This window comes from Mesorhizobium sp. RCAM 06353 (assembly GCF_059683585.1).
This window is the reverse complement of sequence record NZ_CM185031.1, coordinates 5,369,795-5,382,447: the sequence shown is the minus strand read 5'-3', so window position 1 is coordinate 5,382,447 and position 12,653 is coordinate 5,369,795. Positions and strand designations below refer to the sequence as shown.

Genomic DNA, 12,653 nt, shown 5'->3' with positions numbered 1-12,653 from the left:
CTGTCTTGTTTTGCTTGGTTGGAGTCATGAATTGAGGCGGCCGAGGACGATCGCGTCTTGCGGATCCCAGGCGAGCGGTACGGCGTCGCCGATGGCGACAGGTTTGGCGAAGAAGTCGGAATCGTCGACGATGACGGTGAAATCGTCGATGCCGGCGCCGGTGACGGAAAGCTTCACCGTGGCGCCGCGATATTCGATGTTGGAGACGATGCCGGTGAAGCCGAGCCCGGGCGCGGGTGCTTCGCCAATGCGCACATGGTCGGTGCGGATGGCGATGTCGATCGGCGCGCCCGGCTCTTGGCGGTTGCCGCTGGCGGCGAGCGAACCGCCGCCATTGACGTCGAAGACGACCATGCCGTCGCGCGCGCCGGTTACCCGGCCCGAGATGACATTGTGGTCGCCCATGAAGCGCGCGACGAAGGCTGTGGCTGGCCGCTCGAACACGTCGCGCGGAGGTGCCGCCTGTTCGATGCGGCCGTCATTCATCACCACGATCAGGTCCGCCAAGGCCATGGCTTCCTCCTGGCTGTGGGTGACGTGAACGAAGGTGATGCCGAGCGAGGTCTGCAATTTCTTCAGCTCGGCGCGCATGCGGATCTTCAGGAACGGGTCGAGCGCCGACAGCGGCTCGTCGAGCAGCAGTGCCTCGGGATCGGTGATCAAAGCGCGGGCCAGTGCGACGCGCTGCTGCTGGCCGCCGGAGAGCTGTGCCGGACGGCGCGTCGCATAGGCCTCCATCTGCATCAGCTTGAGCATGTCGAGCGCCTTGGCGCGGCGCTGTTCCCTGTCGACGCCCTTCATCTTCAGGCTGAAGGCGACATTGTCGATAAGGTCGAGGTGCGGGAACAGCGCATAGGACTGGAACATCATCGCCGTGCCGCGCTTGGCCGGGGGCAGGTCGGTGACGACGGTGTTGCCGAGACGGACATCACCGGACGAAATGCTTTCGTGGCCGGCAATCATGCGCAGCGTCGAGGTCTTGCCGCAGCCGGAGGGGCCGAGCAGGCAGCAATAAGTGCCCGCCGGTATCTTCAGGCTGATGTCCTCGACGGCGGTCGTCGCTCCATAGACTTTCGAAACGGACACGATGTCGATCTCGGCGGCTTTGGACATTCAGGCTTCCCCGTTTGGTCGCATTAACCAAAGCATCATGCGTGCCAAATGGGATGTGCTGGTCCAACCGATTGAATTGTCAGAGAAATCAGGATTCTCGCCTGCTGCTCATGCAACGAGCCATCTTGTGCATTGCACAAATAATGGGCGATTGTGCGCGATCTGCACAAGAATCGTATGCAATCTTTTTTGGCTTCGTGTTCACTTTGCCTCTCGTGCGGGGAGGACGAGTCGCGTTAGAAGAGGGCGGGAACGCCATCGCCATGAATATCGCCGATCAGATCTATTCCGCCACCGACAGCGCCAATCAGGATCGCGCTCAGGCGATCCGCGACAATCTGCGCGACGCCATTGTCGACCGTCGGCTGGCGCCGGGCACCAAGCTGTCGGAAGGCGAGGTCGGCACGCTGTTTGATGTGTCGCGCACGGTGGCACGCGCTGCCTTGCAGATGCTGTCCTTCGAAGGCCTGGTGCGCACCGAGCGCAACCGCGGCGCCTTCGTCGCCAACCCGTCACCCGAGGAAGCACGCCAGGTGTTCGCCTCGCGCCGGTTGATCGAACCCGGCATTGCCATTGCCGCCTGCGGGCGCGTCACATCAGCCGACATCGTCGCCTTCAGGGCGCAACTCGACGAGGAGGGCCGCTTCATCGCCGAGCGCGGTCCGACCGCGCGGCGTTCCGAAATCAAGGCTTCAGGCGATTTCCATCTGCTGCTGGCCTCCGTCGCAGGCAATGCCATCCTGCAGCGCTTCATGGAGGAGCTGGTCGCGCGCTCCTCGCTTGTCATTGCGCTTTACGGACGGTCCGGCGTGTCAGCCTGCGGGCACAGCGAGCACACGGAAATTGTCGGCGCGCTGGAAAACAGCGATTGCGAGCGGGCAAGCCGCTTGATGCTGCACCATATCGATCACATCGAAGCCGATCTCGATCTGCGCGTCAGGGCCGGCCCAGCGCTCAAGGAAGCTCTGAATTTCTGAAAGTTAGCTATCGTCCTCGCCGGTAGTGGGTGCAGCCTGTCCGGCTGCCTTGCGGCGCAGCATCTTGGTCAGCTTCCAGATCGTCGGGCTGTTCTTGACGAAAGCCTTCAGCCGCGCGCCCTGGCGAAGTGTCTGCGCCAGCGCGCGGCCCTTCAGCGTCAGCGGCACCAGCACCTCGAAATGCCGGGTTTCGATATCGCACCACTGCCGTTTGTAGGGCTCGTCGCCGACGGAGAAATCATAGACCGCAAAACCCGTCTCGCAGGCTTCCTGGATGTTGTCGAAGAACAGGAAATCGCCGGGACTGCTGTGCGCGAGATCGTCCTCGGCAATCGCTCCGAACTCACAGATCAGGCGCTTGCCGGAGCGGCTCGACCCGGTGACGGCGCGCAGCTTGCCGGCAACCTCCAGCCCGTGCAGCGCGAAAGAAGGCTTGTCCTCGGCCAGGGCTTGGGTGAACAGCCCCCGGAAAAAGGCGCGTGTCTGGTCGTCGCCGAAGACGTTGGCAATGCCCATCTTGCGGAAGCGCTGCTCCTTCATCTCGAAGAAGGCGTCGAGCAACCTGTCCACCTCGTCCGGTGTGCGTGCCTCGATGCGCCGGTGGCTGCCGACTGCCCCGAATTTTCGCGTCTGCGAACGATGCTTCTTGCGTTTGCGCTTGCCGCTGGCGCGCAGCAGCAGCGCATCGAAGCCACCGGCAAGGTCGACGGCCAGCGAAAGATTGGGACTGGCGAAATGGTCAAGCGATGCGAGCGGATTGGCGATGCCGTCGAAATCGGGCAGCAACCGTTCCAGTGCGATGACATCGATGTCGGGGCGGGCTCTGGCGATGGCGGCAAACATCGAGCGGATGGCCGTGATATCAGCCCTGGCCAGCCATTGCGGGCCGGCGGCGGCGAAATTGCCGTTGGCGTGGCGGCCGCCCATGAAACGGGCAACCCGGAACGGTCCCTGGCTTACGACCTCCAGCGCCAAAGCGAAGACCGGCTCGCCTTCGCGAGAGAGCGTTGCGACGAGCAGATCGGGTTTGAGCTCAGCGGCCCAGTTCAGGATCCATATCGCGCCCTGCGCCGGCGCGCAGAGCGCCGAGCGGCAAAACCCCGCATAGGTCGTGAGCCCTTCGGCCGCGGTAACGGAAACAGACAGTTGCGCTGCATCCTTCGGCGGGGCGCGCGGCGAAGCCTCGGTCGCCGCGAGCCGATTGCCGTCAAATGACGCCATTGCGTCAACCATACCTCAATCCTTAAGGCGTATTGATCCCGATTTGGGGGAGCGCTCAGGCGTGTTCCGTGCTTGGATCAGCCTAGGCGCAAAAGGTGAATGAATGATCGACGGTGGGGAGGCAATCCGGAAACTGGCGCTCAATTTCGCGCGCTATACCGGCCTCGCACCGCTGGCCAGGCCGTTTGTCGGCGGCATCGGCGCCATCCTGATGCTGCATCGCGTGACGGCGACACCGGAGAAGCCAAACAGCGTCAACCGTCACCTCAACATCGCGCCCAGTTTCCTCGACGCCGTGATCGCTGGCATGAAGGCGGACGGCTATGCCTTCGTCTCGATGGACGAGGCCGTGGAGCGCATCAAGGCAGGCGGCAAGGGCGGCCGCTTCGCCACCATCACCGCCGATGATGCCTATCGTGACAACATGACCGAGGCCCTGCCGGTGCTGGAAAAGCACGGCGCGCCGATCACCATCTATGTCGCGCCCGGCCTGATCGACGGCACCGCCGATCTGTGGTGGGATGTGGCCGAGGACATCGTCAATGCGTGCGACCGCCTGACGCTGGCGACCCCGAACGGTCCGGCGGTGATCGATTGCGCGACCCCCGCCAGGAAACACCAGGCGATAGCCCGACTGCACGCCTACCTCGCCAACGAGGTTCGCGAGGAAGATTTGCGGACCGTGCTGCGCGATCTGGCCGCTTCAAATGGCGTCGACGCGGACGTTCCGCGCCTGCGGACACTGATGAACTGGGATGAGATTCGGACCGTCGCCGCGCATCCGCTGGTGACCATCGGCGCCCATACGATCAACCATGCCAATCTCAAGCGGCTTTCCGAGGCCGATGCGCGCCACGAAATCGGTGCCGTAAAGGACATGTTGCGGGCCGAGCTTGGCAGGGAGCCGCACCATTTCGCCTATCCCTATGGCTATGCAAGCGCCGTCGGCTGCCGCGAAGTCGGCTTTGTCCGTGACGCCGGCTATACCTCCGCCGTGACGACCCGCCATGGCGTGCTGCGCGCCGAACATGCCGGCTTCCTGCAGGCCTTGCCGCGCATTTCGATCAATGGCCGCTACCAGAACCTTGCCCACATTCGCACCATGCTGTCGGGTGTGACGACGCCGCTCGCCAATGCCGGCAAGATGCTCGTCACGATCTGATTGCGACGGGCAGCCGGGCGTCAGCGCTTCACCCGTGGCTCCAGCATCAGCCATTTGATGATGCCCATCGCCGGCAGCACCCAGAGCAGGCCGCTGAACAGGAAGAACAGGAATTGCACCAACGGACCCGACTCCGACAGCCGGGCGACAGCGAAGATCGATGCGACCAGCGCATAGATGATGACCAGCGCCACCAGCAGGAACATTCCGATCAGCTTTTTCAGGCGAATGGGCATAGCTCGGCCTCGTTGATTGCTATCGCTTAGGCCGAACGCAGGACACGCGCAACCCGCGGCGGACGGCGCGACGGCGTGCCGCGCCGGATGGCCTTGCCAGCACGGGTGCGATGGTTCACCAATCCGCCACCTCAACCTGCCGGGACAAGATCATGGCTGCCATATCAGCCGCCGCGCCATACGCCGCCCGCGACCGCGACCTGCACAACCGCGCGCTCGTGCGCGGCTGGCTCTATGTCGTGCTTCTGGTGCTGTTTGCGCTGGTGCTGGTCGGCGGCGCCACGCGGCTCACCGAGTCCGGCCTCTCGATCACCGAATGGCAGCCGATCCACGGCGTCATCCCGCCGCTCAACGACGCCGAGTGGCAAGAGGAATTCCAGCGCTACCAGCAGATCCCGCAATACACCGAGCTCAACAAGGGCATGACCATCGAGGCGTTCAAGTCGATCTTCTGGTGGGAGTGGGCGCACCGTCTGCTGGCGCGCAGTGTCGGCCTGGTTTTCGCCTTGCCGCTGCTGGTCTTCTGGGTGAGCCGCCGCATCGAGCGCGGCCTTGGGCCAAAGCTCGTCGGCATTCTGCTTCTGGGTGGCCTGCAAGGCACCATCGGCTGGTGGATGGTGGCCTCCGGCCTGGTCGACCGGGTTTCCGTCAGCCAGTACCGGCTGGCGACGCACCTGACGCTGGCGGCGCTGATCTTCACCGCCACCATGGTCGTGGCCCGAGGGCTGGCGCCGCATTCGGAGCCCGCCGCCGATCGCTCGACGCAGCGCCTGGCCGGCGTCATCGTGCTTCTGGCGCTGATCCAGATCTACCTCGGCGGGCTGGTCGCCGGGCTCGACGCCGGTCTGAGCTACAACACCTGGCCGCTGATGGACGGCAAGATCATCCCCGGCGATCTGCTGATCCTCGAGCCGGCATGGCGCAATTTCTTCGAGAGCCCGAAGACGGTGCAGTTCGTGCATCGGCTCGGCGCCTATACGGTCTTCGCCGTCGCGCTCTGGCACATGATCGCCACGCATCGGCGGCTGCCGGGCTCAACCCATGCGCGCCGTGCGACGCTGTTGTTTGCGCTGGTGCTGGTGCAGGCCTCGATCGGTATCGGCACGCTGCTCATGCATGTGCCGTTGCATATGGCGCTCACCCATCAGGGTTTCGCAATGATCGTGCTGGGCTTTGCTGCCGCGCATTGGCGCGGTACCAAGGGTGCTTACCCCTTGCCGCACCAGATCGCGCTCAGGAGCTGATCCCTAGAGCCGGTCGGCTGGTTACATCCAGAATTCGTTGGACTGCGTGGTTTTCTCGCCGTCGAATTCGGCCTGACGCACAGCGGCGGCGGACGGCGTTGATTGGCTTTGGGCGGCTTTCGCTGCCTTGTCGGCGTCGGCGGCCCTGAGCGCGTCCAGCTTGGCCTGGGCGACGGCGATATCCTGCCGCACCTGGGCAGCCTTGACCTCATCCGTGATCGCCTTGGCCTGGTCTTCCAGATCCTGGATCTGCTTTTCGAGCGCGGCCTCCTGGGCTGCATTGCTCGAGGAACTGGAGGAGGAATACTGGGTTGCGGAGGAGGAACCCGAGATCGCGCTGACCATGACAGATCCTTGGGTGGGAGCCAGGACATGGTCTGTAGCCGATCATGGTGAACAATCGATTACTTCAGCCGTCCTCTTGGCGTCAGAAATGCGCCCGCACCGCACCTTCGCCGCGCCGCCAGGCAAGGAAATGCTCACCGCGCAATTCGTCGGCGACATCGTCGAAAGGCTTGAGCGCCTTGACGACGGCCGGCGAGCCATCCTCGCGAACAACCTTCCAGATGCGGCTCGAAAAAGTCTCGGCAATAAGTTCGGGCGCGCTGATTTTCCAGCGCGCCGGGAAGGCTGGTGCGTCCATCAGAGCCCGAGCATCAGGTCCATATTCTGGACGGCGGCACCCGAGGCACCCTTGCCGAGATTGTCGTAGACCGCCAGCAGCAACGCCTGGGCGCGTTTGTCGTTGGCAAAGACATAGACCTTCATGCGGTTGGTGCCGTTGTAGATCTCGGGATCGATGTCCGGCATGCGCTCCAGATGCGCATAGGGCGCCACTTCGACCACGCCGCCCTTGATGGCGGCGAAATGGTCGGCAATGGCCGCATGAAGCTCCGCACCCGTCGGCACATGGCCGAGGCCACCGAGCTGCAGCGGCACCACCGTGATCATGCCTTGGGCGAAATTGCCGACCGCAGGCTGCATGATCGGATCATGCGACAGTTTTGCATAGGCCCGCAGCTCCGGCACATGCTTGTGCTGCAGGGTGAGGCCATAGGGCAGGAACTCCGAGGCGTCCTCGCCCTTGGCGACATAATCCTCGATCATCGGGCGTCCGCCGCCCGAATAGCCCGAAATACCGTTGACGGTGATCGGAAAATCGGCCGGCAGAAGGCCAGCGGTGACCAGCGGCCGCAGCGTTGCGATCGGTCCTTGCGGCCAGCAGCCGGGATTGGCGATGCGCTTGGCCGAGGCGATCGTCTTTGCCTGATCCTTGTCCATTTCGGCGAAGCCGTACGCCCAGCCTTCGGCGACGCGATGCGCCGTCGACGCATCGATGACCTTGGTGGTGTCGTTGGCAATCAGCGAGACGCTTTCCTTCGCCGCATCGTCCGGCAGGCACAGGATCGCGACATCGGCGGCATTGAGGAGTTCGGCGCGCGCCGCCGTTTCCTTGCGGCGCTCGGTGGGAATGGAAATGATCTCCAGGTCGCCACGCTCGGCAAGCAGCGCCCGGATTTGCAGGCCGGTGGTGCCGTGCTCGCCGTCGATGAAGATTTTCGGTTTCATGACCTGATCAAATTCCCTGATATTTCAACACTATATGCCGTTGCCGTGATTCACCGCGGCACCGTTGTGGTTGCCGTTGTTCATCTCTACCTGCCGTGCCTTCCGCTCCGCCAGCAGGCCGAGATACTGCATAGCCACCATCGAGCCGGCAATCGCTGTTATATCGGCGTGATCATAGGCCGGCGCAACCTCCACGACATCGGCGCCGACAATATCGATCTGGTTGAGCTGCCGCAGCGTCGACAGGATCTTCGCCGAGGACGGTCCGCCGGCCACCGGCGTACCGGTTCCCGGCGCATAGGCCGGGTCGAGGCAATCGATGTCGAAGGTGAGGTACGTCTTCTTGCCGCCGGTGCGGTCGACGATGGCGTAGGCGATGTCGGACGCACGCATCTCCTCGATTTCGTGACCGTAGAGGATCTTGATGCCGAACGTATCGGGCGCGTGCGTCCGGATGCCGATCTGGATCGACCGGTCGGGGTCGATGATGCCTTCCTTGACCGCGCGGCCGACGAAGGATCCGTGGTCGATGCGCTTGCCGTCATCTTCCCACGTGTCCTGATGCGCGTCGAACTGCACCAGAGCGAGCGGCCCGTGGATGGCGGCATGCGCCTTGAGCAGTGGCCAGGTGACGAAATGATCGCCGCCCAGCGTCAAAAGGAAAGCGCCTGACTTCAGGATCTTGGCCGCTTCGCGCTCGATCGTGCCGGGCGTCTTCTGGTGGTTGCCGGAGTCGAGCAGGCAATCGCCATAGTCGACCACCGCGAGATGCTCGAACAGATCGCGCGAGAACGGGTATTGCGGGTCATTGTCGAGGATCGCCGAGGCGCGGCGTATAGCCTGCGGCCCGAAACGGGCGCCGGGCCGGTTGGTGACGGCGGCGTCGAAGGGAATGCCCCACACCACCGCATCCGCGCCCTTCACGTCCTTGGTGTATTTGCGCCGCATGAACGACAGCGCGCCGGAATAGGTCGGCTCAAGGGCGCCGCCCGTTTTGGAGCGAGCGGTGAAGGCATGGTCGATGTTCTTGGTCGCCATTACTGGTCCTCGTTTTCATCGGGGTGCAACAACTACAGAACCGGCACGGAAGATGCCAGTCACAGCTTGGCGAGACGAAATCGCGCCGCACGGGTGCCACGGCAAGACAGGATTTGTATCATCATGACGCAGACCGCGTTTCTTAATCCGTCCGATGCCGTGGTGTCGACCCACACCGGCACGATCGCCGGTGAACGCTTCCAGGTTCTCGATTCGTGGCGCGGCATCTGCGCGCTGCTGGTGGCGCTGTTCCATTTCCCGACCGCTTCCGCGATCTCGCAGAGCAGATTCATCGGTTCGTCCTATCTTTTCGTCGACTTCTTCTTCGTCCTTTCCGGCTTCGTCATCGCCAGCAGCTATGGCAACAGGCTGAACCAGCCTGACCAGGTCGCTCGCTTCGCCCTGGTGCGGTTCGGTCGCATCTATCCGCTGCATCTCTTCATGCTTGCCGCCTTTGCGGGATTCGAGCTGCTGCGGTTGGTGCTGCCGCAACTGCATGGCACTGGCGCTGCCCCCTTCACCGGCGGTTTTGACTTGAAGAGCCTGCTGGCCAATCTGCTTCTGCTGCAAGGGATGGGCTTCGAGGATCATCTGACCTGGAATGCACCGAGCTGGAGCATTTCGGCGGAGTTCTTCGCCTATCTCATGTTCGCGGGCGTGGTCTTCATCGCCGGCGCGCGCGCCTGTATATGGTTCGTCGCCGCCGCCGTCACTGCGCCGTTGTTCCTGCTCGGCTTCTCCACGCATCATATGGATGTGTCCTACGATTTCGGCTTCATCCGCTGCCTCTATGGCTTCTCGCTCGGCGCCCTGCTGGCCTGGTTTCAGCATGATTCCATTGCAGGGGCGCGACAGCTCCTCGCCAGGAGCGGCCCGGGGCTGAGCTGGACACTTGCCGAAATCGTCATGGTGGCGGTCATCGTGCTTTTCGTCTCGCTGGCGGGCAGCAATGATTTCGGCATCGCCGCACCCCTTGTGTTCGCGCTGGCGCTGTTTCTGTTCGCCCATGAGGGCGGCTGGATCAGCGCTGTGCTGAGGACGCCGTTGATGCTGACGCTCGGCGCGCTGTCCTACTCGATCTACATGGTCCACATCTTCGTCCAGGCGCGCCTGATCAACGTTGCCGGGCTCGTCGAGCACAAGCTTGGCCTGGGCCTCGTCGGCGACATCGTGCTGCGCGGCTCGCCGGCGACCGGCTTCGGTGCCGGCTGGGCTGGAACGGTGGCGATCATCCTGATGCTCGTCGCCACCATCGCAGCGTCCTGGATCACCTGGCGCTTCGTCGAGATGCCGACCCTTGCATGGTTCCGCCGGCTCGCGAAACGCATCTGACGCCTCATATTGCGAACATCCGCTAGCCGGCTTCGTTCACCTCCCTGTCACGAGCATCGCCTATCCCGGCTTCGATCCGGCAAGGAGCGATTCTCGATGCGGACCATCTGGCTGAGCCTTCTGCTTTCCACGGCACTCGCGGTTGCCTCCGGCCAGGCTTTGGCCGGCGAAAGCCGCGCCAGGCAGATCCTCGACCGCTTCGAGCATGCCAACCAGTGGCGCGACCATGTCATGGTGGCCGCGCACCGGGCCGGCAGCATGCAAGCCGGCAAGACGCTCTACGCGGAAAATTCGCTCGCTGCCGTCGAAGGCTCGATCGCCATGGGCGCCGAGATCGTCGAGGTCGATATCAGGCGTTCCAAGGACGGCGAGCTCGTCGTCATGCATGACAGCTGGCTCGACCGCACCACGACCTGCAAGGGCGAGGTGGTCAAATACACGCTGGGCGAACTGAAGGCATGCCGGCTGGTGGTCGAGGGAACCCGTGCCGTCACCAACGAGAGGGTCTCGACGCTGCGTGAGATGCTGCTGGCGACCAGGGACCGGATCCTCATCAATCTCGACAACAAGCTCGAAGTCGGCGACCTCCCGGGCATGATCGCGGTGGCGCGCGATCTCGGCATGGCCGATCAGGTCATCGTTAAGGAGAACCTCTGGAACCAGAGCAGGATTGCAACTGTGAAGGCCGCGATGGCTGCCATCGGCGGCGGCTTCCAGTTCATGCCGATCATCGCCGATGACGCGGTGCATGATGCCGGATTCGCCGAAACGGTCGACCACGCTCTTGCGCCACGCGCGATCGAACTGATCAACTGGCGGGCGGGCGCCGAAACGCTGACCGCAACCGGTGGACCGCTGTTCAGCACACGCATGCGTGCGGCGGCGGTGCGGGGCAACTGGCACATCTGGGCCGACACCTACGCCATCGTCAACAAGCCGGGCGGTTTTCTGGCCGGCGGCCGTGGCGACGAACTGGCGGTGCAGGCCAGCCTGCCGCGCGAAGCCTGGGGTTTCTGGGCCGATCGTGGCGCCACCATCATCCAGACCGACGAGCCGAAGGCGGCCATCGACTGGCTGGCAGCGAACGGCTATCGCGTGCCTTATGCCGGGACGGGCGAACGCATCGAGCCTGCCGCGACCGCCAGCATCAATTGACCCAGAGCTACCAGCGCATGGTGCTGCTGTTCAACGGCGACGATCCGGACGCACTTGCCTTGGCCCGCAGCACCTGGACGTATTGCAAGACGCGCGGATGTGAGATCACCTATTTGCCTTTCGCCCCTTGATCGCCGTCGACCAGGCGTGAACCGTGATCGCTCCCGTGGCGCTTGCCGGCAGTCTGTCCTTTAGTCGGCGTTTCAGCTCCGCGCTCTCCGCATCCGAAAGCTTCCCGACGATTCCGCTCGGGCTGCTCACGACCATGGATAGCCAATAATCGTCGAAGTCAGCGAAGGTGCGTTCGACGACAAGCTCGCGCGTCTCGACATCGCGGATGCCGAGCTCCGCCCAAAGCGCCTTCAGCGCCGCGAAACGCGAGACCTCCGCGCTCGGCGGACGTGCGGCCGGTTTGCCCATCGCGTCCATCTCCTCCCACAAATGCTGGGTAGGGGTGCCGCCGCGCATGACGTCCCAGGTGTAGGACGCGACAATGCCGCCGGGCTTGGTGACGCGGAGCATTTCCGAGGCGCCCTTGCGCGGGTCGGTGACGAAGAACAGCACCAGCGCCATCACCGCGACCTCGAAGCGGTTGGCGTCGTAGGGAAGGGCCATCGCATCACCAATCGACAGCTCGAGCTGCTTTGCCGAGATTTTTTGCCGAGCAGTCGCAATCTGCGCGTCGGAGGGATCGATCGCGCAAACGGACGAAGGGGCGGACTTCGCTAGAATGAGCTCAGTGAACGCGCCGTTGCCGGCACCGACATCAACCCAGGCCCGTCCGGGGTCCGGCGCCAGCCAGTCGAGGAACAAAGCCCCGGCGGATCGGCTCCAGGGGGCCATGAAGCGCTCGTAAGCCGCGCCGTCGGTGAATTTGATCGGTTCGGGTGACGACATCTGAGATCTCCCCCAAGAATTTCCTATCCAGATATCCTTTGGACCGAACAGGCCGATCCCCCTTTCGTAGCATTGTGCCGCACCGCGCGCGACGGGCCGCAGCAAATCTGCCGAGCCTGACATTTTCCGGATGTGCAACACGGCTTGCATTCCGCCGGATAGGGATGCGCCATGCAAAAAGGCCGCCCGGAGGCGGCCTTTTCGATTGTCGAAAACTGCGGAGCGCTTAGCGCTTGGAAAACTGGAAGGAACGGCGGGCCTTCGCCTTGCCGTACTTCTTGCGCTCGACGACGCGGCTGTCGCGGGTCAGGAAGCCGCCCTTCTTGAGCACGGCGCGCAGTGCCGGCTCGTAGTAGGTCAGCGCCTTGGAGATGCCGTGACGAACCGCACCTGCCTGGCCGGACAGGCCGCCGCCGACGACGGTGGCGACGATGTCGTACTGGCCGGCACGGTTGGAGGCGATGATCGGCTGGTTGAGGATCATCTGCAGGACCGGACGCGCGAAATAGGTCGCGAATTCCTTGTCGTTGACGACGATCTTGCCGGAACCCGGCTTCACCCAGACGCGTGCAATGGCGTTCTTGCGCTTGCCGGTGGCATAGGCGCGGCCCGACTTGTCGAGCTTCTGGACGTGGACGGGGGCTGCCGGCTGGGTATTCGTGTTGCCGGTGGCGGCGCCCAGTTCTGCGAGCGAGGAAAGCTCAGCCAT

Annotated in this window: 13 protein-coding genes and 1 pseudogene; 5 read left to right on the top strand and 9 right to left on the bottom strand. The window is 63.7% G+C overall.

What is annotated here, in order from left to right:
- Positions 1–24: 24 nt before the first annotated feature.
- Positions 25–1,113, bottom strand: a complete 1,089-nt coding sequence (locus AC56QX_RS26170; RefSeq protein WP_497111368.1) for an ABC transporter ATP-binding protein — start codon at positions 1,111–1,113, stop codon at positions 25–27.
- Between the two features lie 263 nt (positions 1,114–1,376).
- On the opposite strand from AC56QX_RS26170, the gene AC56QX_RS26165 reads away from it, so the two are divergent.
- The gene (locus AC56QX_RS26165; protein WP_497111367.1) at positions 1,377–2,090 is read left to right on the top strand and encodes a GntR family transcriptional regulator; all 714 of its coding nucleotides are present in this window, start codon (positions 1,377–1,379) and stop codon (positions 2,088–2,090) included.
- Positions 2,091–2,093: 3 nt separating this feature from the next.
- On the opposite strand, the gene AC56QX_RS26160 is transcribed toward AC56QX_RS26165, so the two are convergent.
- Positions 2,094–3,323: a GNAT family N-acetyltransferase gene (locus tag AC56QX_RS26160; protein WP_497111366.1), complete on the bottom strand. Its 1,230-nt coding sequence runs from the start codon at positions 3,321–3,323 to the stop codon at positions 2,094–2,096.
- A 91-nt stretch (positions 3,324–3,414) separates the two neighbouring features.
- Between AC56QX_RS26160 and AC56QX_RS26155 the strand changes: the two genes are divergently transcribed.
- Entirely contained in the window at positions 3,415–4,473 is a 1,059-nt protein-coding gene (locus AC56QX_RS26155; RefSeq protein ID WP_497111365.1) for a polysaccharide deacetylase family protein, read from the top strand.
- A gap of 20 nt (positions 4,474–4,493) precedes the next feature.
- On the opposite strand, the gene AC56QX_RS26150 is transcribed toward AC56QX_RS26155, so the two are convergent.
- A complete protein-coding gene (locus AC56QX_RS26150) occupies positions 4,494–4,709 on the bottom strand; it encodes a DUF2842 domain-containing protein (RefSeq protein WP_258584317.1) in 216 nt (71 codons plus the stop codon).
- A 152-nt stretch (positions 4,710–4,861) separates the two neighbouring features.
- On the opposite strand from AC56QX_RS26150, the gene AC56QX_RS26145 reads away from it, so the two are divergent.
- Positions 4,862–5,953, top strand: coding sequence for a COX15/CtaA family protein (locus AC56QX_RS26145; RefSeq protein ID WP_497111364.1), 1,092 nt, complete (start codon positions 4,862–4,864; stop codon positions 5,951–5,953).
- 21 nt (positions 5,954–5,974) lie between these two features.
- Here the strand turns inward: AC56QX_RS26145 and AC56QX_RS26140 are convergent, their stop codons facing one another.
- The 4 genes and pseudogenes from AC56QX_RS26140 to speB all read right to left on the bottom strand — a co-directional run bounded on the left by AC56QX_RS26140 (position 5,975) and on the right by speB (position 8,560).
- Entirely contained in the window at positions 5,975–6,298 is a 324-nt protein-coding gene (locus AC56QX_RS26140) for a hypothetical protein (protein WP_258584315.1), read from the bottom strand.
- A 94-nt stretch (positions 6,299–6,392) separates the two neighbouring features.
- Positions 6,393–6,596 (bottom strand): annotated as a pseudogene (locus AC56QX_RS26135) (aminoglycoside phosphotransferase family protein); the annotation flags it as partial.
- Positions 6,596–7,522 carry an N-acetyl-gamma-glutamyl-phosphate reductase gene (gene argC / locus AC56QX_RS26130; RefSeq protein WP_497111363.1) on the bottom strand — a complete coding sequence of 309 codons (927 nt, stop codon included), beginning with the start codon at positions 7,520–7,522 and terminating at the stop codon, positions 6,596–6,598. The gene argC and the pseudogene AC56QX_RS26135, both read right to left, overlap by 1 nt.
- A 30-nt stretch (positions 7,523–7,552) precedes the next feature.
- Entirely contained in the window at positions 7,553–8,560 is a 1,008-nt protein-coding gene (speB, locus tag AC56QX_RS26125; protein WP_497111362.1) for an agmatinase, read from the bottom strand.
- Positions 8,561–8,683: 123 nt separating this feature from the next.
- On the opposite strand from speB, the gene AC56QX_RS26120 reads away from it, so the two are divergent.
- Entirely contained in the window at positions 8,684–9,892 is a 1,209-nt protein-coding gene (locus AC56QX_RS26120) for an acyltransferase family protein (protein ID WP_497111361.1), read from the top strand.
- A gap of 96 nt (positions 9,893–9,988) precedes the next feature.
- Complete coding sequence (locus AC56QX_RS26115; protein WP_497111360.1) at positions 9,989–11,047, top strand: glycerophosphodiester phosphodiesterase family protein; 1,059 nt, start codon at positions 9,989–9,991, stop codon at positions 11,045–11,047.
- A gap of 105 nt (positions 11,048–11,152) precedes the next feature.
- Here the strand turns inward: AC56QX_RS26115 and AC56QX_RS26110 are convergent, their stop codons facing one another.
- Positions 11,153–11,944, bottom strand: a complete 792-nt coding sequence (locus tag AC56QX_RS26110; RefSeq protein WP_497111359.1) for a class I SAM-dependent methyltransferase — start codon at positions 11,942–11,944, stop codon at positions 11,153–11,155.
- A gap of 226 nt (positions 11,945–12,170) precedes the next feature.
- Positions 12,171–12,653: a 30S ribosomal protein S9 gene (rpsI, locus tag AC56QX_RS26105; RefSeq protein WP_027042360.1), complete on the bottom strand. Its 483-nt coding sequence runs from the start codon at positions 12,651–12,653 to the stop codon at positions 12,171–12,173.